Here is a 26,019-nt window from a genome sequence, read left to right on the forward strand (position 1 = left end):
GACAATGGACTATTTCAAGCGCTTCAACTTCCTGTTCGCCGCACCCGTGTTCGACGCCGACGACCTCGAAGGCGTCCGCTTCAACCAGATCATCGAGGAAATCCAGCGCTCCGGCTTCGAGGTCGTCCGGGCCCGCAAGCTGGAGGACGCGGAGATCGCGGTGCAGACCGACGCCGCGATCGGCTGCATGGTGGTGGACTGGGGCAAGAAGGGCCTGGAGGGCAAGACCTCGGCGCTGATCAATTTGATGCGGCGCCGCGGCCTCGACTTCCCGATCATCCTGCTGATCCGGCGCAAGCGGTTCGAGGATCTGCCGGTCGAGGTGCTCGACTTCATCGACGGCTATGTCTTCCTCTCCGAGGAGACGCCGACCTTCATCGCCAAGAACCTGATCAGCCGGCTCAAGCAATATGCCGAGACGCTGAAGACGCCGTTCTTCGGCGCGCTGGTCGACTATGCCGAGGAAGGCAACCAGCTCTGGACCTGTCCGGGCCACAATGGCGGCGTGTTCTACAATCGCAGCCCGATCGGCCGGGTGTTCGTCGAGCATCTCGGCGAATCCGTGTTCCGCGACGACCTCGACAATTCCGTGCTCGACCTCGGCGACCTCCTTACCCATGAGGGCCCGGCGCTGAAGGCGCAGAAGGAGGCAGCGGCGATCTTCGGCGCGGAGAAGACCTATTTCGTGCTCAACGGCACCTCGACCTCGAACAAGGTCGCGCTCGGCGCGCTCGTCACCGACGGCGATCTCGTGCTGTTCGACCGCAACAACCACAAGGCCGCTCATCACGGCGCGCTGATGATCAATGGCGGCATCCCGGTCTACGTCCCGACCATTCGCAACGCCTGGGGCCTGATCGGCCCGATGCGCTGGGACGTGCTCGACGAGAAGGCGCTGCGCGAGGCGATCCGCAACCATCCGCTGGTTAGGGATCGCGACGCCTGGCGCAAGGAACGGCCGTTCCGCGTCGCCGTGGTCGAACAGTGCACCTATGACGGCTCGATCCACAGCGCCGAGATGATCCTGAAGCGCATCGGCCATCTCTGCGAATACATCCTGTTCGACGAGGCCTGGGCCGGCTTCATGAAATTCCACCCGCTCTATGCCGGCCGCTTCGCCATGGGCCTCGCGAACCTTCCCCCGGAAGCGCCCGGCATCATCGCGACGCAGTCGACCCACAAGCAACTCGCGAGCTTCTCGCAGGCCTCGCAAATCCACATCAAGGACCGTCACATCCGCGGCCAGAAGCGGCGCGTCGAGCATCGCCGCTTCAACGAAAGCTTCATGCAGCACGCTTCCACGTCACCGTTCTATCCGCTGTTCGCATCCCTCGACGTCGGCGCGCAGATGATGAAGGGGCGCTCCGGCGAAGTGCTGTGGGACGACACGATCCGGCTCGGCATCGAGCTGCGCAAGAAGATCCGCGCAATGCGGCGTGAGTTCGAGGAGAAGGAGCAGAACCCCGATCGGCGCTGGTTCTTCGAGCCCTTCGTCCCGGATCGCGTCGCCATCCCCGACGTCAGTCGCCCCGGCGCCGCCCACAATGTCGCCTGGGAGACGCTGTCCACCGACGAGCTCGCCACCAATCCCGCCTTGTGGCAACTCTCTCCGGATACCAACTGGCACGGCTTTCCCGATCTCGCGGAAGGCTTTGCCATGACCGATCCGAACAAGCTGACGCTGCTCACGCCTGGCTTCGATCGCACCACCGGCGCCTATGCCGAGCACGGCATCCCCGCCCCCGTCGTCGCGCAATATCTGCGCGAGAACCGCATCGTGCCCGAGAAGAACGACCTCAACTCCCTGCTCTTCCTGCTCACTCCCGGCGTCGAGGCGAGCAAGGCCGGCACGCTGATCTCCGGCCTCGTCGCCTTCAAGAGGCTGCACGACGACAATGCGTTGCTGGCGGACGCAATCCCGGAATTCTACCAGCGGCGGCAGGCGCGCTATGCCGGCGTGCGGCTGCGCGATCTCTGCGGCGACATGCACCGTTTCTTCCGCGCCGCCGATGTCAGCGCGCTCCAGGCGCGGCAGTTCATGCCCGAGCACATGCCTGAGATCGCGATGTCGCCCCGCGATGCCGCCCGCTATTTGTTCCGCAACGACGTCGACTATCTGCCGATCGAGGCGATCGCGGGCCGCATCGCCACCACGCCCTTCGTAGTCTATCCGCCCGGCATCGCCACCATCGTGCCCGGCGAGCGGCTGACGGAACGCGCCAAGCCCATGGTCGATTATCTCAAGATGTTCGAGACCTGCTTCAACACGTTCCCGGGCTTCGACGTCGAAATCCAGGGCGTCTACAAGGAGATCGATGCCCAGGGCCGTATCGGGCTCTATACTTACGTCGTTGCCGAGTAGGTGCCGATGAACGAGACAGCCGCAATCCGCGCGGATGACGAGCCGGTCCAGGTCCGCCCCTCGCGCGAGAGCGATGTCGAGGCGATGCTAGCGATCTACCGCCATCATGTCCGCAACGGCGTGCCGCGCGATGTCGAGGGAACCGGCGCGCCGGAGCCGGACGATCTGCGCGACCGGCGCAAGAACCTGAAGCAGACCCGCCTGCCGCATCTGGTCGCGACCTATCGCGGCGAGGTGGTCGGCTACGCCTATGCGGTGCTGTTCCGCAAGCGCCCGGCCTATCGCTACACCGCCAAACACTCGATCTACGTCCACCACGCGCATCTCGGCCGCGGCGTCGGACGGCTATTGCTCCAGGAGCTGGTCGATGTTTGTGCGGCGGCCGGCTTCCGCCAGATGATCGGCTATATCGACGCCGACAACGCGCCCTCGCTGGCGCTGCACGAAAAGTTCGGTTTCGCGCGCGCCGGCCTGCTCTGCGGCGTCGCCTACCGGCACGGCCGCTGGTCCGACACCGTCATGGTGCAACGCTCGCTCGGCGCGGGCGCAACCGCGCCGCCGCCGGCAACGGCACCCGGCCGGTAAGCCTTACGAGGGGAAGTCGGCCGGTCTGACGTGGATGCGATCGGCATGCAGCGACCAGTCACACAACGCCTGGTCCTTGCAAAACCGCGCCTTCGCCCGTTCCCTGGCCTCGTCCTCGTCGGCGGCGTCGATCTCGAGCGTGCCCTGGCAGACCTCGATCTGCCGGCCGTACTCCCCGAGCACGTCCTTCATGAACCTGACGACATAAGTGGACATGGGACCTCCTGCTGCCTCGGCAGCACTCTAATCCCATTTACCCGGTTTCGGGGAGGCAGATTTTGACCGGGATCAAGGCCGGCAACGGTTCCCGCCGCCGGTCCAGGCGTCGGTTCGATCCGTCAGCCGCCCCGCCCTGCCCAAAGCCTCGCGGAAGGCGCGCGCGACACGAGGCGCACGGGCCGACATCAATCATTACGTCGTGATATCGAGCAGCGACTCTGTCGTCTCGGCATAAGCTTGAATGACCTTCGCATTGGCAATGAAGCTGTACTTCGCGGTCACCAGTTCAACGAATTCGCCGGCGAGATCGACATTCGGCGCTGCGACCAGGCCGTCCTCGTTTGCGAAGGGAGCGCTCGGATCCGACTGTGCGATATAGCTCGGCGAAACCGCCGACACGGTCGCGACCGAACCGCCCGGCGTCGAGCCGCTCGATTGGGAGACCTGATCGACGCGCAGCGGCACATAAGCCGCGGGAAAGGTCGGACCAATGCCCGAACTGCCCGCACCGGCCGATGTGCTCGATCCGCCTGACGCAGGTAACGGGCCGGTCGTGCTGATATTGGCGATGTTGCTCGCGGCCACGCTCACGCGCAAACTCGCTGCAGAAAGTCCGGATGTGGCAATCGAAAATATGCTCATGGCCTTTCATCTACAGGACAAGAAATACGCGTTCCCTCACGCAATCGATAAGATGCACGACTTTGTATTCTCATCGCGGTAACCAATGATTGGAGCGCAATCGACCTTCGTGCGCGTCCCTACCCGGGCATCACGCCGAACGCCTGCTTGAAGCGCTCGGCGTAGCGCGGCCAGACCTCGGGATTGATGATGCGCGGCGGGCGCTTGCCGTCGAGCGTGTCCAGCACCTGCTCGGCGGCGATGCGGCCCATGTTCTGGCGCGCCTCGGTCGTCACGCCCGCGGTATGCGGGCTCGCCAGCACGTTGTCGAACTGGAGCAGCGGATGCTCGGGCGGCGGCGGCTCCTTGGACCAGACGTCGAGACCGGCCCCCGCAATGCGCTTGTCGCGCAGCGCCTGGAGCAGCGCGTCCTCGTCGTGGATGAAGCCGCGCGCGGTGGTGATGAAATAGGCATGCGGCTGCATCAGCGCGAATTCACGCACGCTGATCATGTTGCGGCTGCCCTTGTTGAGCGGGCAGGAGATCGAGACGAAGTCGGCGCGGCGCAGCAGCTCGTCGAGCTCGACCTTCTCGCCGCCGCGCTCGGCCATCACTTCGGCGGTTAGATACGGGTCATAGGCCAGCACCTTCATGCCGAGCAGGCCGTTGCACAGCGCGGCGATGCGGCGGCCGACATTGCCGAGGCCGATGATGCCGACGGTCTTGTGCTCGACCTCGTTGCCGACGAGGTCATTGCGATTGACGTCGCGCTCGCGGCGCAGGCGACGGTCGGACTGGATGATGCGCTTGGATAGCGTCAGCATCATCGCCAGCGCATGCTCGGCGACCGAATGGGCGTTGCCGCCGGACTGGTTGACGACCAGCACGCCCGCATCGGTACAGGCTTCGACGTCAACGGGATCGAAGCCCGCGCCGTTGCTGGAGACGAGCAGCAAATTCGGCGTCCGTTTCAGGAAGGCGGCATCGACATGGAAGTGCGGGGCGAGCTCGTCGCGGGCCGCGCCGATCTGGTAGACATGGGCGGCCGAGACGATCGGCGCATAGAAGTCTTCGGGGCTCTCGTTCTCGATGCGGTCGAGCCGGACGTCGGGTCGCGCCTTGAGGATGTCGATATAGATCGGATTGGCCAGATATTTGACGTAGAAGACGCGCTTGTTGTTGACGGACATCAGGACCCTTCCGGCTCTCTCGAGGAGGCCCACAAGGTCAGCGCGGCGCGCGCCCGTCCATGCCTTCCTCCCAATTTCTCATTGTCGCCGCTTATGACATGGCGGTGCCGGCCACGGCAGGCCGCCTGGCGCAGATCACGGTGCCGGCCCGGACATGTTGACAATCCCGCGGCCTGCGTCAAGTTCGGCGGATCGCCGCGACGGCCAGGGCAATGGCAAAGACCAAGAAGCATGCGCGGCCCAAGGAATACGCCAAGGGAGAGCGCAATGGCGATTGCGGAACAGCAGACCTCGACGCAGGGGTCCGGCGACGGGAGCTGGCACGGCATCGTCCTGCAGACCTTGAAGCGGAACGAGATCAGCCTGATCCCTTACGTGCCCGACCGCGTGCTGACGCCGCTGATCAAGAACCTGCATGCCGATCCCTTCTTCACCACCTTCGCCACCGCCCGCGAGGAGGAAGCCGTCGGCATCGTCTCGGGCGCCTGGATGGGCGGACGGCGCGGCGCGGTGCTGATGCAGACCTCGGGCTTTGCCACGCTCGCCAACGTGCTGGCCTCGCTCGCGGTGCCCTACCAGATCCCGCTGATCATGTTCGTGTCCGAGCGCGGCACGCTCGGCGAGTTCAACTACGGCCAGTCGCTGGTCTGCCGCACCATGCGCCCGGTGCTGGATTCGCTGGCGCTGGAGCATCACACCATCACCCGGCTCGACGAGCTTGAATTCATCGCCGACCGCTCGATCAAGCAGGCGATCACCACGCAGGCGCCGGTGGCCCTGATCCTCAACCCGCTGCTCACCGGCGGCAAGGTCTTCGACAAGTGAGGCCGGCCAAATGAGTTCAAACATGAACACGCGCAACACCAAGGTGATGAACCGCTTCGATGTCACCTCGCGCCTGATCGCAAAGCTCAAGCACGAGGAGGCCGTGATCGGCGGCATCGGCAATACCAATTTCGACCTCTGGGCCGCCGGCCACCGCCCGCAGAATTTCTACATGCTCGGCAGCATGGGGCTCGCCTTCCCGATCGCGCTCGGCGTTGCGCTGGCGCAGCCGAAGCGCCGCGTCTTCGCGCTCGAAGGCGACGGCTCGCTGCTGATGCAGCTCGGCGCACTCTCGACGATTGCGGCGTTGAAGCCGAAGAACCTGATCATGATCGTGATGGACAACGGCATCTACCAGATCACCGGCGCGCAGCCGACGCCGGCCGCTGACGTCGCCGATATCGTCGCCATCGCCGCCGGCTCGGGGCTCGCCAACAGCGCCTGGGCCGCGGACGAGGAGGATTTCGAGCGCCTGGTCGAGGAGGCCATGTCGGCCCCCGAGCCGAGCCTGATCGCGGTCCGCATCGACGACAAGCCGGGCGTCGGCACCACCCGGCGCGATCCCGTGCAGATCCGGGAGCGTTTCATGCAGGGCCTCGGCGTGCGCGAGCCACTTTAACGTTTCGTCATTAACTACACGGCGATCTGATCCGCAGCCCGCGCAGGCCCTGCAAAACCATGCTAAGCGGTGCGGATGTCCATTTTGGTTCGTGCCTTTGCCTGGCTGCTCGCTGCGGCCGTTGCCTTTGCAACCCTCGGTCCGCCCGGCCTGCGCCCCCATTCCGACCTCGGCCAGGACGGCGAGCATGCGCTCGCCTTCATCCTGGTCGGGCTGGCCTTCGGCCTCGCCTATCGGAAGCGACGCCTGGCAGCGGCGGCCGTCTCGGTCATCCTGATCGGCCTGCTCGAGCTGATGCAGTTCTGGACGCCGGGACGCCATGCACGGCTGGAGGATTTTCTGGTCGATGCCGCCACCGGCTGCGCCGGCTTCGCGCTCGCAGCCGCAGCCGATTGGGTCATGACACGGCTACGCCCGAGCGTATCCGTCACAAGCGAAGGCCCCGCGGAGTGACGCTCCGCAGGGCCCGTTTTCACTCAACGCTTATGCCGGTCAGTCGATGATCTTGACGACGCGGCGGGTCCGCGGCTCGACGATGACGCGGCGGTCGTTCACGACCGCATAGCGATATTCGGTGTAGTTCGGCACGGGACGCAGCACCACGGTCGGGGGCAGCGGCTCGCCGACCACGACGCGCTCGTGGATCACGACAGAGTCATCGCGCGGGATTCCGCCCAGGATCGCATTCGGGATTTCGAGGCCGGCGCCGACGGCCGCACCGACGGTGCCGCCGACCATCGCTCCGACCGGACCACCGATATCGCCGCCCGCACGCGCGCCGTTCCTCGCGCCCTCTTCGGTCGTCGACTGAGCAAAGGCCGCACTCGACGCCAGCAGCGACGCGGCAGCCAACGAAATCGCAAGACGGGTTTTCATGCGCTTATCTCTCCAGTGATTGTCATGCACTCCCAACCCGCGGGAGCGGACCATTGTTCCGGTTCCCGCGGGACGAAAGACAGGTCAAATCTGGAGAGTGTTCCCGCGTAACGCTTACGCCGCGGCGATCTCGTGCCCCGCCATCAGTTCCAGCGCGCGCACCATCGCCGAATGATCCCAGCCCTTGCCGCCATGCGCGGTGCAGGATGAGAACAATTGCTGCGCCACCGCTGTGCTCGGCAGCGACAGTCCGAGCGAGCGAGCGCCTTCGAGCGCGAGATTGAGATCCTTCTGGTGCAGCTCGATGCGGAAGCCGGGATCGAAATTGCGCTTTACCATGCGCTCGCCATGCACTTCGAGAATCCGCGACGAGGCAAAGCCGCCCATCAGCGCCTTGCGCACCAGCGCGGGGTTCGCCCCGGCCTTCGATGCGAACAGCAGCGCTTCGCTCACCGCCTCGATCGTCAGCGCGACGATGATCTGATTGGCGACCTTCGTGGTCTGTCCGTCGCCATTGGCGCCGACATGCGTGATGTTCTTGCCCATCCTGTCGAAGATCGGCTTCATGGTGCCAAAGGCCCGCTCCGGCCCGCCGACCATGATGGTGAGGCTCGCAGCTTTCGCCCCGACCTCCCCGCCCGATACTGGCGCATCGAGATAGTCCGCACCCAGCGCCTCGATCTTCTTGGCAAACTCCTTCGTCGCCAGCGGCGAGATCGAGCTCATGTCGACGACGATCTTACCCTTGGAGATGCCGCTCGCGACGCCGTCCTTGCCGAACAGCACAGCCTCAACATGCGGCGTATCCGGCACCATGATGATGACGGCATCCGCCTCCTCCGCGACCTCCCTGCCCGACTTGCAGGCGATGCCGCCCGCCGCGATCAGCTCGGGCGACACCGGCGCAACGTCGTGCAGGAGCACGCGATGGCCCGCGGCCAGAAGATGGCCGGCCATCGGCCGTCCCATGGTGCCAAGTCCGATAAAGCCGATGTCGATCATGTCTAATTTTCCTCAGGTCTCGAATGTCTGCGCCGCGTGCCAGGACAGGCCTTCCAGCGTCGTGGTGCGCGGCTTGTATTCGCAGCCGATCCAGCCGCGATAGCCGATCGCGTCGAGGTGGCGGAACAGGAAGGGGTAGTTGATCTCGCCGGTGCCCGGCTCGTGACGGCCGGGATTGTCGGCGAGCTGGATGTGGGCGATCTGCGGGAGATATTCCTGCATGGTGCGGGCGAGATCGCCCTCCATGATCTGCATGTGGTAGACGTCGTACTGGATGAACAAATTGTTCGACCGCACCTCAGAGATGAGCTGCACCGCCTGCTCGGTGCCGTTGAGATGGAAGCCGGGAATGTCGAGCGTGTTGATCGGCTCGACCAGCAGCCTGATGTTCTCCCGCGCCAGCGTCGAGGCGGCAAAGCGTAGATTGCCGACCAGGGTCTCGTTGAGCTCGCGCGGATCGGCATCGGCGGGCGCGATGCCGACGAGGCAGTTGAGCTGGTCGCAATCGAGCGCCTTGGCATAATCGATGGCGCGGAACACGCCGTCGCGGAATTCGGCGGTGCGATCCGGCAGGATCGCGATGCCGCGCTCGCCCCCGGCCCAATTGCCGGCCGGTAGATTGTGCAGCACCTGCGTCAGCCCGTGGGCCTCGAGCTGCTCTCGGAGCTGCGCCTTGTCGAAATCATAGGGGAAGAGATATTCGACCCCGGCAAAGCCCGCCGCTTTCGCCGCGGCGAAGCGGTCGAGGAACGGCATCTCGTTGAAGAGCATGGTGAGGTTGGCGGCAAACTTCGGCATGATGCTGTCCCCTATTCCGCCGGCTGAAGCACGCCGGGCCGCTTGGTCCCGACCTCGTCGAGGGCCAGGTCCAGCACCTCCTCGAACTCGACGATGTTGTCGATCTCCGTCCCCATCGCGATGTTGGTGACGCGTTCGAGGATGAACTCGACCACCACGGGCACGCGGTGCTTCGCCATCAGCTCGCGCGCCGTCGCAAACGCGGCCTGCGAGTCCTTGGGATCGGTGACGCGGATCGCCTTGCAGCCGAGGCCTTCGGCGACGGCGACATGGTCGACACCGTAGCCGCCGAGCTCGGGCGCGTTGATGTTCTCGAACGAGAGCTGGACGTGGTAGTCCATGTCGAAGCCGCGCTGGGCCTGGCGGATCAGGCCGAGATAGGAATTGTTCACGACGACGTGGATGTAGGGCAGGTTGAACTGCGCCCCGACCGCGAGCTCCTCGATCAGGAACTGGAAATCGTAATCGCCTGACAGCGCGACGATGTCGCGATCCGGGCAGGCCGCGCGCACGCCGAGCGCCGCGGGCAGCGTCCAGCCCAGCGGCCCCGCCTGCCCCGCATTGATCCAGTTGCGCGGCTTGTAGACGCCGAGGAACTGCGCACCCGCGATCTGCGACAGGCCGATCACGGTGACATAGGTGGTGTCGCGGCCGAACGCCTTGTTCATCTCCTCGTAGACGCGCTGCGGCTTGATCGGGACGTTGTCGAAATGGCTCTTGCGCAGCATCGAGCGCTTGCGATCGCGGCAGGCCGCGGGCCACGCCTGGCGCTCGCGGAGCCTGCCTGACCGGCGCCACTCCCTGGCGACGGCGACGAAGAGCTCGAGCGCAGCCTTGGCGTCCGAGACGATGCCGAGATCGGGATTGAACACCCGCCCGATCTGCGTCGGCTCGATGTCGACATGCACGAAGGTGCGGCCCTTGGTGTAGGTCTCGACCGAGCCGGTGTGGCGGTTGGCCCAGCGGTTGCCGATGCCGAGCACGAAATCCGATTCGAGCATCGTGGCGTTGCCGTAGCGGTGACTGGTCTGAAGGCCGACCATGCCGGCCATCAGCACGTGATCGTCGGGGATCGCGCCCCACCCCATCAGCGTCGGCACGACCGGCACATTGGCGATCTCGGCGAATTCGACCAGGAGGTCCGAGGCGTCCGCGTTGATGATGCCGCCGCCCGCCACGATCAGCGGCCGCTCGGCCGCGTTGAGCATCTCCAGCGCCTTCTCGACCTGCTTGCGGGTCGCGGCCGGCTTGTAAACCGGCAGCGGCTCATAGGTCTCGTCGTCGAACTCGATCTCGGCGAGCTGCACGTCGAGCGGCATGTCGATCAGCACCGGCCCCGGCCGCCCTGAGCGCATGACGTGAAACGCCTGGCTGAACACCCGCGGCACCAGCGCCGGCTCGCGCACGGTGACCGCCCATTTGGTCACGGGCTTTGCGATCGACTCGATATCGACCGCCTGAAAATCCTCCTTGTAGAGCCGCGCCCGCGGCGCCTGCCCGGTGATGCAGAGGATCGGAATCGAATCGGCGATCGCCGAATAGAGCCCGGTGATCATGTCGGTGCCGGCCGGCCCCGACGTACCGATGCAGACCCCGATATTGCCGGCCTTCGCCCGCGTATAGCCCTCGGCCATGTGCGAGGCGCCCTCGACATGACGCGCCAGGATATGGCGGATCGAGCCGCGCTTCTTCAACGCCGAGTAAAGCGGATTGATCGCGGCTCCTGGAACGCCGAAGGCAGTCGAGATGCCTTCCTTCTCCAGAATTCGCACGGCCGCATCGATAGCTCGCATCTTCGCCATATCGGACCTCGCTCAAGTTGCGTCAGCGAGCGAGATCATCGGGCGCGCAAGGTGCGATCTCAACGAGATCGATTTTATTTTCCACGATGCGGCAGCCGTGGAAAAATCGTGGGCGTGTCAATCAGTTAGATCGAGATATCCGTGAAAGCGCTTCACTCGAACAGCGGCGCCAGCTCCATCTGCGGCACCAGCACGAGGCCCTTGTCGGTGATGCGAATTTCCGGAATGACCGATAGCGGAATCAGATTGAAGCCCATGTAGGGGATGGTGCAACCGGCTTCCGCCCATTCCTTCTTCAGCACCTTGACCTCCTCGGCCACCTCCGTGACACGCTTGTCGGACAACAGCCCCGCGATCGGCAGCGGCACCAGCGCTCTCACCTTGCCGTCGGCGACGACGCAGACAGCGCCCTGGTGCTCCTTGATCGCCGCGATCGCGACCTGCATGTCGGGTTCGTTGGTTCCGGCAACGATGATGTTGTGGCTGTCGTGCCCGACGCTGGAGGCGACCGCGCCGCGCTTCAGGCCAAAATCCTTCAGCAGGCCATAGGCGACATTGCCGGCCGATTTGCCGTGGCGCTCGACGACGGTGACGAAGCACAGGCCGTAGCGTGCGAACAGCGTCGGCCAGTCCTTGGCCGGCTCGATTGCGACTTTCTCGTGGATCAAGGTGATGCCCGGCAGCGCGGTCTTGATGGCGTTGACGGTGCAGGCTTTCGCCGGCAGCTCCGGCGTCAGCTTGACCTTCTCCGGGAGCTTCACGGTCGCATAGGCCGCCTTCGGATATTGATAGCGCTGCGACAGCGCCTGATCGAGCCGAGGCGTGATCTTGCCGTGCTCGACCACAAGCTCGCCGCCATACCAGGTGCATTGCGGCTTGAGCTGATCGTCCATCAGCACGAGATCGGCGCGGCGGCCGCCGCCGAGCCCGCCGATATCGCCCTCCATGCCGAAGCGGGTGGCGCCGTGCAGCGAGCCCATCGACCAGGCCTGTTCGGGCGACATGCCCGCCTTCACCGCCTCGCGCACCACCCAGTCGAGGCCGAACAGCAGGAGATCGTCGGCGTCGCGGTCGTCGGTGCACACGGCGGTGCGCTTGTGCGAGGCCCCGAGCTCGGTGATCGTCCGGATCGCTTGCGGCAGCGAGTGCCAGGGCGTGGTCGGCGGGCCGCCGCGCAGGAACACCCAGACGCCGGCGTCGAGCAGATCGTCGGCGATGTCGCGGTCGATCGCCTCATGGGTGTCGGTGACGCCGCTCGCCGCATAGGCCGCGACGAATTCACGGCCGTAGACGTGGCCGGACACCGGGCGTCCGCGCTTCAAGGCGGCGGCGAGGATGGCGTGGCTCCGCTCGTCGCCCATGGTCACCGGCACGAAATCCATCTTCTCGCCGAGCGCCACCGCCTCGGGCCAACGGTCGAACAGGCCAGCGATCTTGTCGGGCGTGAGGTCGCCGCCTGCGGTCTCAAGCTCCGCCGACGTGGCCGGGACGGTCGACGGCACCGTCAAAAAGATCGAGAGCGGCGCCTGCCGCGCGTCCTCCAGCATCGCCTCGACGCCGGCGACGTCCATGACGTTGCCGATCTCGTGGCTGTCGCAGAAGATGGTGGTGGTACCGTTCAGCAGTGCGGCCTCGGCGTAGGCGCAGGCCGTCACCATCGAGGATTCGATGTGGATATGCGGATCGACCAGCCCCGGCGCGATGATCGCGCCGGCCGCGTCGTAGAGGGCAACACCGCTCCACGCCTTCCTGGCCGTTCCAGCCGGCTTGACCGCGGCGACACGGCCGCCGGTGATCCAGACCTCGCGGTTCGCGTGGATGCGCTCCGAATAGGTCGAAAGCACTCGGGCCCCCGTGACCACGAGATCCGGCGCGACGCGCGCGGAGGCGACATCGGCCAGACGCCGGGTCATCGAATGCAGCGGTGCGACGGCGAAGCGGGTAAGTCTGGTCATCGGGACCCTCGCGTGGCGTTACGGCCCAGCGATGGTTACGCCCCGCGCCATAGCGGGCAAGCGCAAATATAACGGCAGGCCCTGCTTACGCCTTAGGCGCCGAGCCGCCCGTCGCCGCCCTTGCAGGCCTGCGCGGGTTCCGCCTTCTCGGCGGCGCTGCGGCAGCGGGCTTGACCCGAATCCGCATCGAGCGGCCCTTTGACTCGTCGATCTCGAACGAGTTGGTCTTGCGCACGAGGTCGCTCAGCTTGCGGAACCCGAACGTCCTCGGATCGAAATCGGACGCCAGATTGGCGAGCTGCCGTCCGACTTCCCCGAGCGCGACCCAGCCGTCCTCGCTCTCCATCTGGGTGATGACCTTCTTGATGATGGGGGTCGCTGCATCAAGCGGCTGAAGCGACGTCGATCTTGCGGCGGCGTCCTGGTTGGTCGTCGGGGCGGCAAGCAGGTTCTCGGTGTAGACGAACCTTCGGCAGGCCTGCCTGAAGCTTTCCGGCGTCTTCTGCTCGCCGAACCCGAAGACGTCGACGCCCTGTTCCCGGATGCGGGCGGCCAGACGGGTAAAGTCGCTGTCGGATGACACCAGGCAGAAGCCGTCGAACCGGCCGCTGTGGAGCAGGTCCATGGCGTCGATGACCAGGGTGATGTCGGACGCGTTCTTTCCCGTCGTATAGGCGAATTGCTGCTGCGGGATGATGGCGTGCTTCGACAGAATATCAGCCCACCCCTTGGACCGCGAGCTGGAGAAGTCGCCATAGATGCGGCGAACGCTGGCTTCGCCGATCTTGGCAATCTCCTCGAACAGGCCATCCGCGATCTTTGCGGAGGCGTTGTCGGCATCGATCAGGACGGCGAGACGGGGCGAGCGAAGTTCCGACGGCATGGCGTTTCCTCAACGAGCTGGACGCAGCATTCAAGGACGCGCGCGCCGGGACGGCTAGTCCTCATTCGCCTTGAAGCGCCCCATCCCCTTCAGCACGAACGGGGCCAGCAGCGCAACCAGCGCGATGACGAGCAGCGTCGCCGAGATCGGGCTCTGGAGCAGCGTCATGGGATCGCCGAGGCTGATCGCGAGCGCCCTGCGCAACTGGCTCTCGGCGATCGGGCCGAGGATCAGGCCGACGACGACGGGCGCGATCGGAAAGTCGAACCGGCGCATCAGGAAGCCGAGCACGCCGAAGCCCGCCAGCATCGACAATTCGACCACCGACGGCTTGGCCGCGATGGTGCCCATGGTCGCGAACACGAGGATGCCGGCATAGAGCCACGGCTGCGGGATCGCGAGCAACCGCACCCACAGCCCGACCAGCGGCAGGTTGAGCACCAACAGCATGCAATTGGCGATGAAGAGGCTCGCGATCAGGCCCCACACGAGGTCCGGCCGCTCGGCGAACAGCAGCGGCCCCGGATTGAGGCCGTATTGCTGGAAGCCCGCCAGCATCATCGCGGCCGTCGCCGAGGTCGGCAATCCCAGCGTCAAGAGCGGCACCAGCGTTCCGGCGGCCGAGGCGTTGTTGGCGGCCTCCGGTCCCGCGACGCCTTCGATCGCGCCCTTGCCGAATTCTTCCGGGTGCTTGGTCAGCCGTTTCTCGGTCGAATAGGACAGGAAGGTCGGGATCTCCGCGCCGCCCGCCGGCAGCGCACCGATCGGGAAGCCGAACATGGTGCCGCGCAGCCACGGCTTCCATGACCGCTTCCAGTCTTCCTTCGTCATCCACAGCGAGCCGCGCACCGGCTCGAGCTTCTCCTCGGTGTGGTGGCGGCGCGATGCGACGTAGAGCGCCTCGCCCAGCGCGAACAGGCCGACCGCGAGCGTCGTCACCTCGACGCCGTCGAGCAGTTCGGGGACGCCGAACGCCAGCCGCGCCTGACCGGTCAGCTTGTCGATGCCGACGAGGCCGAGCGTCAGGCCGATGAACAGGCTGGTGAGGCCGCGGACCGGGGAATCGCCGAAGGTCGCCGACACCGTGACGAAGGCGACGCACATCAGCGCGAAATAGTCCTCGGGGCCGAAGCGCACGGCGAAATCGACCAGCCAGGGCGCGAGAAAGGCAAGCCCGATGGTGGCGATGGTGCCGGCGACGAAGGAGCCGATCGCGGAGGTCGCGAGCGCCGGCCCGCCGCGGCCGGCCTTGGCCATCTTGTTGCCTTCGAGCGCGGTCGCCATCGAGGCGCTCTCGCCCGGCGTGTTGATCAGGATCGCGGTGGTCGAACCGCCATACATGCCGCCATAATAGATGCCGGCAAACATGATCAGCGAGCCGCCGGGATCGAGCTTGTAGGTCACCGGCAACAGCAGCGCGACCGTCAATGCCGGGCCGATGCCGGGCAGCACGCCGACGGCGGTGCCCAGGAATACGCCGATCAGCGCATAGAGCAGATTCATCGGCTGGACGGCGACCGCCATGCCGTGCGCCAGCGCGGCGAAGGTGTCCATCACAGCAGTCGCTCCAGGGGGCCAGCGGGAAGGCTCAGCGTCAACAGCCGGTCGAACGCGAGATAGATGAGGGTCGACATCACGAGCGCGATGACGGAATCGACAAGGACGGCACGGCGTCCGAACGCCGCCGACGTCGTGACGAACAGCGCCGACGTCGCCAGGATGAAGCCGCCGCCGAAGCCGATGATGGCGATCAGCAGCGCAAGGCCGGCGAGGATCAAGACCACAGGCACGGGATCGGCGCTCTCGCGCGCCGGCAGGTTGCCGCGCAGCGCGTCGATGAGATTGCCGATCGCGAGCAGCGCGAGGCCGGTGGCGATCACCACCGGCATCGCCTCCGGCCCCATCCCGTACATCGTGGTGGATTGCAGGCCGCGCGCGTCCCAGACCAGCACCGCGGCAAGACCTGCGAGCAGTGCAGCGATGACGACGCCGGCGCGATCGACGCGCCGCGGCGGCTGGGCGGGATCGCCTGAGGTCATGACTTGACCAGGCCGACCGACCTCAGCACGTCGGTGACGCGCACCGTTTCCTTCTTCAGGAAGTCGGCGAAAGCGTCGCCGCCGAGATAGGCGTCCTCCCAGCCCTTCTGCTTGAGGATGTCCTTCCAGGCGTCCGACTTCACCATCTTCTCGACCGCATCGCCTAGGGTTTTGCGCTGCTCCGCGGTGATGCCGGGAGGCGCGACCACCGAGCGCCAGTTGGCGATCACGAGGTCGATGCCCTGCTCCTTGAAGGTCGGGATGTCGCTGCCCGCGATGCGCTTCTCCGAGGTCACGCCGATTGCGCGCAGCTTGCCGGATTTGATCTGCCCTTCATATTCGCTCATCCCCGAAATGCCCGCGGTGACCTTGCCGCCGAGGATCGCCGCCAGAGACTCGCCGCCGCCGGAGAACGGGATGTAGTTGATCTTCTTCGCATCGGCGCCGACGGCGCCGGCGAACAGTGCCGCCATGACATGGTCGACGCCGCCGGCCGAGCCGCCGGCGAAGGTCACCTTGGCGATATCGGCCTTCACCGCAGCGGCGAGATCCTGCGCCGTCTTGATCGGCGAATTCGCGGGCACCACGATCACCTGGATTTCCTCGGTGAGGCGCGCGATCGGCGTCACCTGCTCGAGCGTCACCGGCGACTTGTTCATGGCGAGCGCGCCGACCATGACGAAGCCGTTGACCATCAGCTGGTTGCCGTCGCCCTTGGCGCCGTTGACGAACTGCGCGATGCCGACGCTGCCGCCGGCGCCAGGAACGTTGGTGACCTGCACGCTGCGCGCGACGCCCGCGGCGACAAGCGCCTGCTGCATCGAGCGCGCGGTCTGGTCCCAGCCCCCGCCCGGTGCCGCCGGCGCCATCAGCTTGAGCTCGAGCTGCTGGGCAAGGCTCGGCGTGGCTGCCGCAAGGGTCAGCGCAACGGCTGCGCCGACAAGGCGCGCGGGAAATCGAAACATGAGGGCATTCTCCAGGCTCGTGCGGACGTTGCTGATCAGCTGCCGCATTGTGTCGTTTGGTCGCATATCAGCCAAAACGGCCGATGCTGTCCAGCGACGGCGCCGGTGTTCCTTCAGCGGGAGTTCGGCATCACCCCGCCGAGCGCAACCGTCAGCTCACCGGCGACATCGCGCACAATTCGCCCGATTTCCGGCAGCCTGTCGTCGGTCAGACGGCTGGTCATGCCGGAGACGGAGATCGCCGCCAGCGGCTCGGCGCAGTCGTTGTAGACGACTGCGGCAATACAGCGCAGGCCCGTGCAGGCCTCTTCGTCATCGATCGCAAAGCCCTGCTTGCGGATCGTCGCGAGCTCCTTGAACAGGTCGCTCGGCCGCACGATCGATTTCTCGGTCAGGCGCGGCATGCCGTGATGGCGGATGACGGCGCCGACGTCCTCGTCGGAATAGGTTGCGAGCACCGCCTTGCCGACGCCCGACGTCACCATGGCGACGCGGCCGCCGACCTGGGTCAGCGAGCGCATGATCTCGCGGCTCTCCATGCGGGTCAGCACGATGATGAACTCATCGTCGACGACGGCGAGATTAGCGGTCTCGCGGGTGAGATCGCGCAGCTTGCGCAAATAGGGAATCGCCTGCGTGGAGAAATTACGCCGCCGGGCAAAGCTCGCGCCCACCGTGAAGCCGCGCACGCCGACATGCCATTTGGATTCGGCGCGGTCGAACTGCACGAAGCGGCGGCTTTCCAGCGTTGCCAGCAGGCGATGGACGGTGGAGGCCGACAGGCCGGTGCGCACGGCGAGATCGCTGAGGCGATAGCCCTCGTCGTCTTCGGCCAGCGTCTCGAGGATCGACAGCGCGCGGTCGACGGACTGCACGCCGCCGTCGCGTGCGTCATGGTCGGCCTCCGAAGGCGACCTGGGCTCGAGCGATTTGCGCCGGATCACGTTCTTGCTCATCGCGACCTGCCGCTTGTGCATCCGTCATTCCGGGATGGTGCGCCGGGACTGCGCGCAGCGCGGGCCTGGCGTACCAGACCCGGAATCTCGAGACCCGGGTTCGATGCTCCGGGCCACGCTTGCGCGGTCCCGTCGCATCGCCCCGGGATGACGTGTGAGATGAGGCTCAGAGCAGCCCTGCCCCGCGCGCCCACTTGTACTTGGCACCCAGGACCTCGACCGGCAGTTCGGTCGAATAGGCGTAGGCCGGGATGCCGTTCTGGTAGAGATATTCGGCGGCTTCCTCGACCTCGACGTCGCCGGCGAGCGAGGCCACGATCGGCTTCACGAAGCCCTTGGCCTCCATCTCCTTCTTCACCTCGACCATGTTGCGGGCGAACACCATCGGCGGGGTGACGATGGTGTGCCAGTAGCCGAGGATCAGCGAATGGATCCGCTCGTCCGACAGGCCGAGCTTCACGGTGTTGACGTAGGTGATCGGCGGCTCGCCACCGGTGATATCCACAGGATTTCCGGCGGCTCCAAACGGCGGGATGAACTTGCGGAAGGCCGCATCCAGATCCGGCGGCATCGACATCAGCGACAGGCCGTTGTCGACGCAGGAGTCCGACAGCAGCACGCCCGAGCCGCCCGCACCGGTGATGATCAGCACGTTCTCGCCCTTCGGCGTCGGCAGCACCGGCACGCCGCGGGCGAATTCGAGCAGCTGCCGCAAGCTGCGGGCGCGGATCACGCCGGACTGCGCCAGGACGTCCTCGTAGATCTTGTCATTACCGGCGAGCGCGCCGGTGTGCGAGGAGGCCGCCTTGGCGCCGGCCGAGGTGCGGCCGGCCTTGAGCACGACGACCGGCTTCTTCTTGGAGACGCGCTTGGCGGCTTCCGCGAAGGCACGGCCGTCCTTGAGGTCCTCGCAGTGCTGCGCGATCAGGTTGGTGTTGGGATCCTGCTCGAAGAAGGCGAGCAGATCGTCCTCGTCGATATCCGACTTGTTGCCGAGGCCGACGATCGCCGAGACGCCCATCTTGGCCGAGCGCGAGAAGCCGATGATGGCCATGCCGATGCCGCCCGACTGCGACGACAGCGCCGCGTGGCCCTTGACGTCGTAGGCGGTGCAGAAGGTCGCGCAGAGATTGGCCGGCGTATAGTAGAAGCCGTAGATGTTCGGCCCCATCAGGCGGATGTCGTACTTCTTGCCGACCTCGACGATCTCGGCCTGCAGCTCCGGCGCGCCGGCCTCGGCGAAGCCCGACGGGATCAGCACCGCACCCGGAATTTTCTTCTCGCCGCATTCGGTCAGCGCAGCAGCCACGAACTTCGCGGGAATCGCGAACACCGCCGTGTCGATCACACCCGGCACGTCCTTGACGCTCTTGTAGGCCTTGTAGCCGAGGATCTCGGTGGCCTTGGGATGGATCGGATAGATGTCGCCCTTGTAGCCGCCGTTGATGAGGTTCTTCATCACGGAGTTGCCGATCTTGCCGTCCTCGGCGGAGGCGCCGACCACGGCGACCGCCTTCGGCTGCATGATGCGGCTCATGGCAGCTACGATCTCTTCGGTCGGGCGCGGCTTCGGTTTGGGCACATAGGCGAAGTCGACGACGATGCGCACGTCGGCCGCAATCGCGCTCTTCGCCGTCGCGAACACCGGATTGAGGTCGAGCTCGACGATTTCAGGGAAATCGGTGACGAGCTGCGAGACCTTGACGATGACGTCGGCAAGCGCCGTGCGGTTCACGGGCTCGCCGCCGCGCACGCCCTTCAGGATCTCATGGGCCTGGATGCCGTCGAGCATCGAGAGCGCGTCTTCCTTGGTCGCGGGCGCGAGGCGGAAGGTGATGTCCTTCAGCACTTCGACCAGCACGCCGCCGAGGCCGAAGGCGACCAGCTTGCCGAACGAGCCGTCGGTGATCGAGCCGACGATGACCTCGGTGCCGCCGGCCAGCATCTGCTGCACCTGGACGCCCTCGATCTTGGCATCGGCCTTGTACTTCTTGGCGTTGCCGAGAATGGTCTCGTAGGCCTTCTCGGCATCCTCCGCCGTCTTGAGGCCGACGATGACGCCGCCGGCTTCGGTCTTATGGAGAATGTCCGGCGAGACGATCTTCATCACCACTGGGAAGCCCATCGAGGCGGCCATCTTGCCGGCCTCGCCTGCCGACCTTGCCACGCCCTCCTTCGGCACCGGAATGCCGTAGGCGTCGCAGACCAGCTTGCCTTCCGGCGCCGTCAGGCTCGTGCGGTTGTCCGCCTTGACCTGGTCGAGCACCTTGCGGACGGCATCTTTGGAATTGGACATGTGGCTTCTCCCTTGACCTGGTTCGTTCTTTGCAAAGCGCGCGTATTGCGGCTGCCCGTGATGCTTGCCATTCGCCGCGCTCTGTTCCATGCGGCGGAACGGAGTGGCATAAAGCCCGAGATTACTCCGCCCGCTTGGATCAAAAATGGCTGGCGATGGCATTTGGTATGCCAGAAGCCAATTTGTCAAGCTGCGGCGCCCCCTGGAACGCCGCAAAAAATAGGCAGCTTGACATTCTGGCATGTGGTATGCCAAAAACTTTCCCGTTAATAATCCTGTAAAAGACGACTCCCACTGGAGGAGATTCGTCGTGTCACTGCGGAAACCAACCAAGGCGTTGCCGAACATGGCCGAGGCAGATATCGCAATCGTTCGTATTGCCCCGGAGAGCAGCTTCAAGAACAAGGCGTATGACGCCTTGAAGGAAGCCATCCTCAAGATGGACATCTACTCGACGCCCGAGCCGGTGATGCTCGACGAGCGCGCGCTGTCCGAGCGCCTGGGTGTCAGCCGCACACCGATCCGCGAAGCGATCGCGATGCTCGAGCAGGACGGATTCGTGAAGACGGTTCCGCGCCGCGGCATCATGGTGGTGCGCCGGACCAAGAGCGAGATCGTCGACATGATCCGCGCCTGGGCGGCGCTGGAGAGCATGGCGGCCCGCCTCATCACCACCACCGCGCGCAAGAAGGACATCACGGCGCTGCGCGACTTCTTCAAGGACTTCGGCAAGGACCGCCTGCCCGAGGATCACGTCGAGGAATATTCGCGCGCCAACATCGCCTTCCACCAGGCGCTGATCTCGCTGTCGGAATCCCCCGTGCTGGTCGATCTCACCAACGACCTGCTGCTGCACGTGCGCGGCTACCGGCAGCTGACCATCGGACGCAAGGACCGCACCGCGACCTCGCTGCCCGAGCATCTCGGCATGATCGAAGCACTGGAAGCGCGCGACACCGAGCTCGCCGAGAAGCGCGCCCGCGACCACACCCTTGGCCTTGCCGCTTACGTCGAAGCGCACGGTCAGGAACTCTTTACCTAGCAACGTTCACCAGAAGGGCGAAACATTCGCCCCAGTATTGAGACCAGGGAGACAAGGCCCATGCTGAACACCGCGACCAAGTCCGAGGCACCGGGCACCGAGCAGGAATTGACGGATGGCTTCCATCTCGTCATCGACGCGCTCAAGCTGAACGGCATCAACACCATCTATAATGTGCCGGGCATCCCGATCACGGACTTGGGCCGCATGGCGCAGGCCGCAGGCATTCGCGTGATCTCCTTCCGCCACGAGCAGAACGCCGGCTATGCCGCGGGCATTGCCGGCTACCTCACCAAGAAGCCCGGCGTCTGCCTCACGGTCTCCGCGCCCGGCTTCCTCAACGGTCTCACCGCGCTCGCGCACGCGACCACCAACTGCTACCCGATGATCCTGGTCTCGGGCTCCTCGGAGCGCGAGATCGTCGACCTCCAGCAGGGCGACTACGAGGAAATGGACCAGCTCGCGATTGCGAAGCCGCTGTGCAAGGCGGCCTATCGTGTGCTGCACGCCCAGGACATCGGCATCGGCTTCGCCCGCGCCATCCGCGCCGCGGTCTCGGGCCGTCCGGGCGGCGTCTATCTCGACCTGCCGGCAAAGCTGTTCGGCCAGGTGATGAACGCCGAGGCCGGCCAGAAGTCGCTGGTCAAGGTGATCGACGCAGCACCCGCGCAGATCCCCTCGCCCGCGTCGGTCAAGCGCGCGCTCGACGTGCTCAAGAGCGCAAAGCGTCCGCTCATCATCCTCGGCAAGGGCGCGGCCTACGCGCAGGCCGATGAGGAGATCAAGAGCTTCGTCGAGAAGAGCGGCGTGCCGTTCCTGCCGATGAGCATGGCCAAGGGCCTCCTTCCCGACACGCATCCGCAGTGCGCCGGCGCGGCTCGCTCGACGGTACTGAAGGAATCCGACGTCGTCATGCTGATCGGCGCGCGGCTGAACTGGCTGCTCTCGCACGGCAAGGGCAAGAGCTGGGGCGAAGCGCCCAAGAAGTTCATCCAGGTCGATATCGAGCCGCGGGAAATGGACTCCAACGTCGAGATCGTCGCGCCCGTTGTCGGCGACATCGGCTCGGTCGTCTCCGCCTTCAATCAGGCGATGGCTTCGGGCTGGACCACCCCGCCCGCCGACTGGACCAAGGCGATCGTGTCCAAGCGCGAAGAGAACGTCGCCAAGATGGCGCCGAAGCTCATGAACAACAAGTCGCCGATGGACTATCACGGCGCGCTCGGCGTGCTGAAGAACGTCATCAAGGATCATCCCGAGGCGATCCTCGTCAACGAAGGCGCCAACACGCTCGACCTCGCCCGCGGCGTCATCGACATGTACAAGCCGCGCAAGCGTCTCGACGTCGGCACCTGGGGCGTGATGGGCATCGGCATGGGCCAGGCGATTGCGGCCGCGCTGGAGACCGGCCACCCCGTGCTCGCGGTGGAAGGCGACAGCGCATTCGGCTTCTCCGGCATGGAGGTCGAGACCATCTGCCGCTACAACCTCCCGATCTGCGTCGTCATCTTCAACAATGACGGCATCTATCGCGGCACCGACGTCAACAGCGTCAACGCGGATCCCGCGACGACCGTGTTCGTCAAGGGCGCGCGCTACGACAAGATGATGGAAGCCTTCGGCGGCGTCGGCGTGAATGCCACCTCGCCCGACGAGCTCAAGCGCGCCGTCAACGAGGCGATGGCTTCACGCAAGCCGACGCTCATCAACGCGGTGATCGATCCGGCCGCAGGCTCGGAGAGCGGCCGCATCGGCAATCTCAATCCGCAGAGCGTCCTGCAGAAGAAGAAGTAAGTCCTCCCCTTCAACCCATTACTCCCTGCGGGTGCAGGGGCAGACAGAGTATACGGAGCAATACGATGACCAAAGCGCTCACGGGCGTTCGCATTCTCGACTTCACCCACGTCCAGTCCGGACCGACCTGCACGCAGCTGCTCGCCTGGTTCGGCGCCGACGTGATCAAGGTTGAACGCCCGGGCGTGGGTGACATCACCCGCGGCCAGTTGCAGGACATCCCGAACGTGGACAGCCTGTATTTCACCATGCTGAACCACAATAAGCGTTCGATCACGCTCGACACCAAGAACCCCAAGGGCAAGGAAGTCCTCACCGAGCTGATCAAGAAGTGCGACGTGCTGGTCGAAAACTTCGGCCCCGGCGTGCTCGACCGCATGGGCTTCCCCTGGGAGAAGATCCAGCAGATCAACCCGAAGATGATCGTCGCCTCGATCAAGGGCTTTGGCCCCGGACCGTACGAGGACTGCAAGGTCTATGAGAACGTCGCGCAGTGCACCGGCGGCGCCGCCTCCACCACCGGCTTCCGCGACGGCCTGCCGCTCGTGACCGGCGCGCAGATCGGCGATTCCGGCACCGGCCTGCATCTGGCGCTCGGCATCGTCACCGCGCTCTATCAGCGCACGCATTCGGGCAAGGGCCAGCGCGTCACCGCTGCGATGCAGGACGGCGTGCTCAACCTCGCCCGCGTCAAACTGCGCGACCAGCAGCGCCTCGCCCACGGCCCGCTTAGGGAATACAGCCAGTTCGGCGAAGGCATTCCGTTCGGCGATGCCGTGCCGCGCGCTGGCAACGACTCGGGCGGCGGCCAGCCCGGCCGCATCCTGAAGTGCAAGGGCTGGGAGACCGATCCCAACGCCTACATCTACTTCATCACCCAGGCGCCGGTCTGGGAGAAGATCTGCGACGTGATCGGCGAGCCGACCTGGAAAACCGACCCGAACTACGCCAAGCCGGCGGCCCGCCTGCCGCGGCTGAACGAGATCTTCGCCCGCATCGAGCAGTGGACGATGACCAAGACCAAGTTCGAGGCGATGGAGATCCTCAACAAGGACGACATCCCCTGCGGCCCGATCCTGTCGATGAAGGAGATCGCCGAGGACCAGTCGCTGCGCGCGACCGGCACCGTGGTCGAGGTCGACCACCCGACCCGCGGCAAGTACATCTCGGTCGGCAACCCGATCAAGCTGTCGGATTCCCCGAGCGACGTGCAGCGCTCCCCGCTGCTCGGCGAGCACACCGACGAGATCCTGCGCTCCGTGCTCGGCTTCTCGGATCACCAGGTCGCCGACATCCACAAGTCCGGCGCGCTCGCCCCGCCGCAGAAGCAGGCCGCCGAGTAAGCGGTTCGACCAGAGACACGAAAGGCCGCCGATTTCGGCGGCCTTTTTGTTGGTGGCGAGAGGGACTGCATCCCGCAATCGGCACGCCTGCTGCGATGAACCAGCCGACACCGAATTGAGGATGGGTCCGGGGGAACAAATGCGGTGGCCGGCCGTTATTCTTTTGCCGGCGCGCTCCCGGAAATGCGAGCGAGCCGCCTCCACAGCGAGTGACCAGGCGCCTCGCAGAATACCTGCCCAACGCTGAAGAATTGTCCTCCTCGTCCCGAGGGTGACAAGTCGACCCATCTCAGCTTGCGAGCGGGAGGCGTCGCGTCCAGCACTTGCCGGGACCACGCCCGTTGATCAAACGAGGTCGATATGTTGAGACATCAATCCTCTGATCGCGCCAAGCGTGAAGCCAACAAGGCGTTCAAGCCCGCCAACACGCACAAGCCGATGAGCGACTATGCGAAGGACCAGCACGCCCTCAACGAGAACCGTGAGCGTCTGAAGGCGGAGCGATTGGCCCGCGAGACCAAGCCGAGTGACCGCTCCGAATAGGGAGCGGCTGAAGGGGCGCGTCACGTTCGGCGCGCGCTTGGCCTATAGCATCGAGAGCACGACGATCCCGTCTTCAAGTTCGCCGGACGCCAGCCGTATCCGCGCGATACGCTCGAACTCGGTCCGGTACTTCTGAAGATAGCTGAAGGCCTGTTTCTGCGTCTGAAACGTGGTGGCAAGCCGGCACATCTGACGACCCGCGCCAAGCGCGAGGAAAAAGGTGATTGTGCCGCCGCCATCCGGCTTGATCCTAGGCACGATCCGCACTCTTTGGCATGTGACCGGCCCCCTCGGAAATGATCGTCGGCGCTATCGAGCCCGACTAGAGCCTTTCCCGTTCCGATGGAATCGGAACGGGGCTCTAGATTCTTGTCTTGACGCGTTTTCCTGCCGCGAACCGGTATCCACTTCGCTCGAAAACGCTCTAGCGCGGCGATTTCCGCGCGCGCTTCTTCGGCACAGGCGCCGGCAACGACGCGCGAATATCCGCGTCGGCCGCTTCCTTGGCCTCCCGCAACTCGCGTAGCCGCGCCATGTTCTTGCGGAGTTCGGCGGACTGCCGTTCGGCATCCGCCATCGCGCGCGCGCCCTCTTCAGCCGCCAGGCGTTGGCGGTTGGAACGCGCGATGCCTGCGGGCGAAGGTTCTGCCGATTTCCTGGCGCTCATCTTCCACCCTAGTTGGCAACGGACAAAACCCGCTCAATCCAGGGATCGAGCGGGTCGCATGGCCGTTTCAGTACATCCGTGAAACGGCACTGGAGAGCTTAGGCCAGCGAGAGATTCTCAGCGCTGACCTTGCCCCGCATCTTGTCGGTCTTGGCCTCGAAGTTGACCTTCTGGCCCTCGGCGAGACCCGAAAGACCAGCCCGCTCGACCGCGCTGACGTGAACGAACACGTCGTTGCCGCCGTCGTCGGGCTGAATGAATCCAAAGCCCTTCTGGCCGTTAAACCACTTCACTGTACCTGTCGGCATTGTTCTTCTCCAAAGCGCGCATGCGCGTAACCCGCGTGACGCTCACGCAGAATCGATTCAATTCGTCGATGTCTCTGGAAAAAGGAGCCCGCGGGCGCATTCAACAAGGCACAGCGGCTGAACGAATGGCGATAGGCTATACCCCATCACGGTCAGTTACAAGGCTTGGGCCGGATTTAATTGCGCGCCCGCGCCGGCGGAACGGTTGAAGCTCGCGACACTTCCCGGCGAACAACGTGTCTTAGTAGACATACACGCCACGGATTTGTGGGTATGCTTCCTCATCACCGCCCGGCCCGTGGCTTCTACCGGTGATGAGAACGCCAGTT

At 65.3% G+C, this 26,019-nt stretch carries 26 protein-coding genes; 9 read left to right on the forward strand and 17 right to left on the reverse strand.

Annotation, left to right across the window (positions count from 1 at the left end; translation table 11 throughout):
- The first annotated feature begins 4 nt into the window (after positions 1–4).
- Together AB5K84_RS31205 and AB5K84_RS31210 are read left to right on the forward strand one after the other, a co-directional pair.
- Positions 5–2,362, forward strand: a complete 2,358-nt coding sequence (locus AB5K84_RS31205; protein WP_038966057.1) for an Orn/Lys/Arg decarboxylase N-terminal domain-containing protein — start codon at positions 5–7, stop codon at positions 2,360–2,362.
- 6 nt (positions 2,363–2,368) lie between these two features.
- A complete protein-coding gene (locus tag AB5K84_RS31210) occupies positions 2,369–2,947 on the forward strand; it encodes a GNAT family N-acetyltransferase (protein WP_028172196.1) in 579 nt (192 codons plus the stop codon).
- A 3-nt stretch (positions 2,948–2,950) separates the two neighbouring features.
- On the opposite strand, the gene AB5K84_RS31215 is transcribed toward AB5K84_RS31210, so the two are convergent.
- From AB5K84_RS31215 to AB5K84_RS31225, 3 genes are all read right to left on the reverse strand, one after another.
- On the reverse strand, positions 2,951–3,163 hold the full coding sequence (locus tag AB5K84_RS31215; protein WP_028172197.1) for a hypothetical protein: 213 nt from the start codon (positions 3,161–3,163) through the stop codon (positions 2,951–2,953).
- Between the two features lie 195 nt (positions 3,164–3,358).
- Positions 3,359–3,808 (reverse strand): flagellar basal body rod protein FlgC, encoded by a 450-nt coding sequence (locus AB5K84_RS31220; protein ID WP_011085958.1) that lies wholly within the window; start codon positions 3,806–3,808, stop codon positions 3,359–3,361.
- A gap of 119 nt (positions 3,809–3,927) precedes the next feature.
- Complete coding sequence (locus tag AB5K84_RS31225; RefSeq protein ID WP_038966058.1) at positions 3,928–4,977, reverse strand: hydroxyacid dehydrogenase; 1,050 nt, start codon at positions 4,975–4,977, stop codon at positions 3,928–3,930.
- A gap of 267 nt (positions 4,978–5,244) precedes the next feature.
- Here AB5K84_RS31225 and AB5K84_RS31230 point away from each other — a divergent pair, with 267 nt between their 5' ends.
- The 3 genes from AB5K84_RS31230 to AB5K84_RS31240 all read left to right on the forward strand — a co-directional run bounded on the left by AB5K84_RS31230 (position 5,245) and on the right by AB5K84_RS31240 (position 6,874).
- Complete coding sequence (locus AB5K84_RS31230) at positions 5,245–5,802, forward strand: thiamine pyrophosphate-binding protein (RefSeq protein WP_028172200.1); 558 nt, start codon at positions 5,245–5,247, stop codon at positions 5,800–5,802.
- 10 nt (positions 5,803–5,812) lie between these two features.
- A complete protein-coding gene (locus AB5K84_RS31235; protein ID WP_011085955.1) occupies positions 5,813–6,421 on the forward strand; it encodes a thiamine pyrophosphate-dependent enzyme in 609 nt (202 codons plus the stop codon).
- Between the two features lie 75 nt (positions 6,422–6,496).
- Positions 6,497–6,874 carry a VanZ family protein gene (locus AB5K84_RS31240; protein ID WP_038966059.1) on the forward strand — a complete coding sequence of 126 codons (378 nt, stop codon included), beginning with the start codon at positions 6,497–6,499 and terminating at the stop codon, positions 6,872–6,874.
- Positions 6,875–6,913: 39 nt separating this feature from the next.
- Here the strand turns inward: AB5K84_RS31240 and AB5K84_RS31245 are convergent, their stop codons facing one another.
- From AB5K84_RS31245 to AB5K84_RS31295, 11 genes are all read right to left on the reverse strand, one after another.
- Positions 6,914–7,297 (reverse strand): DUF1236 domain-containing protein, encoded by a 384-nt coding sequence (locus tag AB5K84_RS31245; RefSeq protein WP_028172203.1) that lies wholly within the window; start codon positions 7,295–7,297, stop codon positions 6,914–6,916.
- A gap of 114 nt (positions 7,298–7,411) precedes the next feature.
- Complete coding sequence (locus AB5K84_RS31250; RefSeq protein ID WP_011085952.1) at positions 7,412–8,299, reverse strand: 2-hydroxy-3-oxopropionate reductase; 888 nt, start codon at positions 8,297–8,299, stop codon at positions 7,412–7,414.
- Positions 8,300–8,311: 12 nt separating this feature from the next.
- A complete protein-coding gene (gene hyi, locus AB5K84_RS31255) occupies positions 8,312–9,097 on the reverse strand; it encodes a hydroxypyruvate isomerase (RefSeq protein WP_011085951.1) in 786 nt (261 codons plus the stop codon).
- A gap of 11 nt (positions 9,098–9,108) precedes the next feature.
- Positions 9,109–10,899, reverse strand: a complete 1,791-nt coding sequence (gene gcl, locus AB5K84_RS31260; RefSeq protein WP_011085950.1) for a glyoxylate carboligase — start codon at positions 10,897–10,899, stop codon at positions 9,109–9,111.
- Positions 10,900–11,051: 152 nt separating this feature from the next.
- Positions 11,052–12,854, reverse strand: coding sequence for an adenine deaminase C-terminal domain-containing protein (locus AB5K84_RS31265; RefSeq protein WP_011085949.1), 1,803 nt, complete (start codon positions 12,852–12,854; stop codon positions 11,052–11,054).
- Positions 12,855–12,939: 85 nt separating this feature from the next.
- Positions 12,940–13,737 carry an NYN domain-containing protein gene (locus AB5K84_RS31270; RefSeq protein ID WP_011085948.1) on the reverse strand — a complete coding sequence of 266 codons (798 nt, stop codon included), beginning with the start codon at positions 13,735–13,737 and terminating at the stop codon, positions 12,940–12,942.
- A gap of 54 nt (positions 13,738–13,791) precedes the next feature.
- Positions 13,792–15,291: a tripartite tricarboxylate transporter permease gene (locus AB5K84_RS31275; protein ID WP_028172209.1), complete on the reverse strand. Its 1,500-nt coding sequence runs from the start codon at positions 15,289–15,291 to the stop codon at positions 13,792–13,794.
- Positions 15,291–15,776: a tripartite tricarboxylate transporter TctB family protein gene (locus AB5K84_RS31280; protein WP_011085946.1), complete on the reverse strand. Its 486-nt coding sequence runs from the start codon at positions 15,774–15,776 to the stop codon at positions 15,291–15,293. Before AB5K84_RS31280 ends, AB5K84_RS31275 begins: the two co-directional genes overlap by 1 nt.
- The gene (locus AB5K84_RS31285) at positions 15,773–16,741 is read right to left on the reverse strand and encodes a Bug family tripartite tricarboxylate transporter substrate binding protein (protein ID WP_038966067.1); all 969 of its coding nucleotides are present in this window, start codon (positions 16,739–16,741) and stop codon (positions 15,773–15,775) included. Before AB5K84_RS31285 ends, AB5K84_RS31280 begins: the two co-directional genes overlap by 4 nt.
- A 113-nt stretch (positions 16,742–16,854) precedes the next feature.
- A complete protein-coding gene (locus AB5K84_RS31290) occupies positions 16,855–17,697 on the reverse strand; it encodes an IclR family transcriptional regulator (protein ID WP_038966068.1) in 843 nt (280 codons plus the stop codon).
- Positions 17,698–17,863: 166 nt separating this feature from the next.
- Positions 17,864–19,993, reverse strand: a complete 2,130-nt coding sequence (locus AB5K84_RS31295; protein WP_038966065.1) for an acetate--CoA ligase family protein — start codon at positions 19,991–19,993, stop codon at positions 17,864–17,866.
- Between the two features lie 346 nt (positions 19,994–20,339).
- Between AB5K84_RS31295 and AB5K84_RS31300 the strand changes: the two genes are divergently transcribed.
- The 4 genes from AB5K84_RS31300 (at position 20,340) to AB5K84_RS31315 (ending at position 24,715) form a co-directional block, all read left to right on the forward strand.
- Positions 20,340–21,035, forward strand: coding sequence for a GntR family transcriptional regulator (locus AB5K84_RS31300; RefSeq protein ID WP_161537124.1), 696 nt, complete (start codon positions 20,340–20,342; stop codon positions 21,033–21,035).
- Between the two features lie 60 nt (positions 21,036–21,095).
- Positions 21,096–22,829 carry an oxalyl-CoA decarboxylase gene (oxc, locus tag AB5K84_RS31305; protein ID WP_038966066.1) on the forward strand — a complete coding sequence of 578 codons (1,734 nt, stop codon included), beginning with the start codon at positions 21,096–21,098 and terminating at the stop codon, positions 22,827–22,829.
- Positions 22,830–22,894: 65 nt separating this feature from the next.
- The gene (gene frc, locus AB5K84_RS31310) at positions 22,895–24,172 is read left to right on the forward strand and encodes a formyl-CoA transferase (RefSeq protein ID WP_011085940.1); all 1,278 of its coding nucleotides are present in this window, start codon (positions 22,895–22,897) and stop codon (positions 24,170–24,172) included.
- 360 nt (positions 24,173–24,532) lie between these two features.
- A complete protein-coding gene (locus AB5K84_RS31315; RefSeq protein WP_028172216.1) occupies positions 24,533–24,715 on the forward strand; it encodes a hypothetical protein in 183 nt (60 codons plus the stop codon).
- 42 nt (positions 24,716–24,757) lie between these two features.
- On the opposite strand, the gene AB5K84_RS31320 is transcribed toward AB5K84_RS31315, so the two are convergent.
- The 3 genes from AB5K84_RS31320 to AB5K84_RS31330 form a co-directional block, all read right to left on the reverse strand.
- Positions 24,758–24,982 (reverse strand): hypothetical protein, encoded by a 225-nt coding sequence (locus AB5K84_RS31320; protein ID WP_011085939.1) that lies wholly within the window; start codon positions 24,980–24,982, stop codon positions 24,758–24,760.
- 157 nt (positions 24,983–25,139) lie between these two features.
- Entirely contained in the window at positions 25,140–25,382 is a 243-nt protein-coding gene (locus tag AB5K84_RS31325) for a hypothetical protein (protein WP_027546334.1), read from the reverse strand.
- A 98-nt stretch (positions 25,383–25,480) separates the two neighbouring features.
- Positions 25,481–25,690, reverse strand: coding sequence for a cold-shock protein (locus AB5K84_RS31330; RefSeq protein WP_011085938.1), 210 nt, complete (start codon positions 25,688–25,690; stop codon positions 25,481–25,483).
- Positions 25,691–26,019 lie beyond the last annotated feature (329 nt).

Origin of the sequence: Bradyrhizobium sp. 1200_D9_N1_1 (assembly GCF_052075915.1) — a bacterium.
GTDB lineage: Bacteria > Pseudomonadota > Alphaproteobacteria > Rhizobiales > Xanthobacteraceae > Bradyrhizobium > Bradyrhizobium diazoefficiens.

Bases quoted from the DNA above. Each gene is read 5' to 3' on its own strand.
- AB5K84_RS31205 (WP_038966057.1), top strand. From the start codon at position 5: ATGGACTATTTCAAGCGCTTCAACTTCCTGTTCGCCGCACCCGTGTTC.
- AB5K84_RS31210 (WP_028172196.1), top strand. From the start codon at position 2,369: ATGAACGAGACAGCCGCAATCCGCGCGGATGACGAGCCGGTCCAGGTC.
- AB5K84_RS31215 (WP_028172197.1), bottom strand. From the start codon at position 3,163: ATGTCCACTTATGTCGTCAGGTTCATGAAGGACGTGCTCGGGGAGTAC.
- AB5K84_RS31220 (WP_011085958.1), bottom strand. From the start codon at position 3,808: ATGAGCATATTTTCGATTGCCACATCCGGACTTTCTGCAGCGAGTTTG.
- AB5K84_RS31225 (WP_038966058.1), bottom strand. From the start codon at position 4,977: ATGTCCGTCAACAACAAGCGCGTCTTCTACGTCAAATATCTGGCCAAT.
- AB5K84_RS31230 (WP_028172200.1), top strand. From the start codon at position 5,245: ATGGCGATTGCGGAACAGCAGACCTCGACGCAGGGGTCCGGCGACGGG.
- AB5K84_RS31235 (WP_011085955.1), top strand. From the start codon at position 5,813: ATGAGTTCAAACATGAACACGCGCAACACCAAGGTGATGAACCGCTTC.
- AB5K84_RS31240 (WP_038966059.1), top strand. From the start codon at position 6,497: ATGTCCATTTTGGTTCGTGCCTTTGCCTGGCTGCTCGCTGCGGCCGTT.
- AB5K84_RS31245 (WP_028172203.1), bottom strand. From the start codon at position 7,297: ATGAAAACCCGTCTTGCGATTTCGTTGGCTGCCGCGTCGCTGCTGGCG.
- AB5K84_RS31250 (WP_011085952.1), bottom strand. From the start codon at position 8,299: ATGATCGACATCGGCTTTATCGGACTTGGCACCATGGGACGGCCGATG.
- hyi (WP_011085951.1), bottom strand. From the start codon at position 9,097: ATGCCGAAGTTTGCCGCCAACCTCACCATGCTCTTCAACGAGATGCCG.
- gcl (WP_011085950.1), bottom strand. From the start codon at position 10,899: ATGGCGAAGATGCGAGCTATCGATGCGGCCGTGCGAATTCTGGAGAAG.
- AB5K84_RS31265 (WP_011085949.1), bottom strand. From the start codon at position 12,854: ATGACCAGACTTACCCGCTTCGCCGTCGCACCGCTGCATTCGATGACC.
- AB5K84_RS31270 (WP_011085948.1), bottom strand. From the start codon at position 13,737: ATGCCGTCGGAACTTCGCTCGCCCCGTCTCGCCGTCCTGATCGATGCC.
- AB5K84_RS31275 (WP_028172209.1), bottom strand. From the start codon at position 15,291: ATGGACACCTTCGCCGCGCTGGCGCACGGCATGGCGGTCGCCGTCCAG.
- AB5K84_RS31280 (WP_011085946.1), bottom strand. From the start codon at position 15,776: ATGACCTCAGGCGATCCCGCCCAGCCGCCGCGGCGCGTCGATCGCGCC.
- AB5K84_RS31285 (WP_038966067.1), bottom strand. From the start codon at position 16,741: ATGTTTCGATTTCCCGCGCGCCTTGTCGGCGCAGCCGTTGCGCTGACC.
- AB5K84_RS31290 (WP_038966068.1), bottom strand. From the start codon at position 17,697: ATGAGCAAGAACGTGATCCGGCGCAAATCGCTCGAGCCCAGGTCGCCT.
- AB5K84_RS31295 (WP_038966065.1), bottom strand. From the start codon at position 19,993: ATGTCCAATTCCAAAGATGCCGTCCGCAAGGTGCTCGACCAGGTCAAG.
- AB5K84_RS31300 (WP_161537124.1), top strand. From the start codon at position 20,340: ATGGCCGAGGCAGATATCGCAATCGTTCGTATTGCCCCGGAGAGCAGC.
- oxc (WP_038966066.1), top strand. From the start codon at position 21,096: ATGCTGAACACCGCGACCAAGTCCGAGGCACCGGGCACCGAGCAGGAA.
- frc (WP_011085940.1), top strand. From the start codon at position 22,895: ATGACCAAAGCGCTCACGGGCGTTCGCATTCTCGACTTCACCCACGTC.
- AB5K84_RS31315 (WP_028172216.1), top strand. From the start codon at position 24,533: ATGTTGAGACATCAATCCTCTGATCGCGCCAAGCGTGAAGCCAACAAG.
- AB5K84_RS31325 (WP_027546334.1), bottom strand. From the start codon at position 25,382: ATGAGCGCCAGGAAATCGGCAGAACCTTCGCCCGCAGGCATCGCGCGT.
- AB5K84_RS31330 (WP_011085938.1), bottom strand. From the start codon at position 25,690: ATGCCGACAGGTACAGTGAAGTGGTTTAACGGCCAGAAGGGCTTTGGA.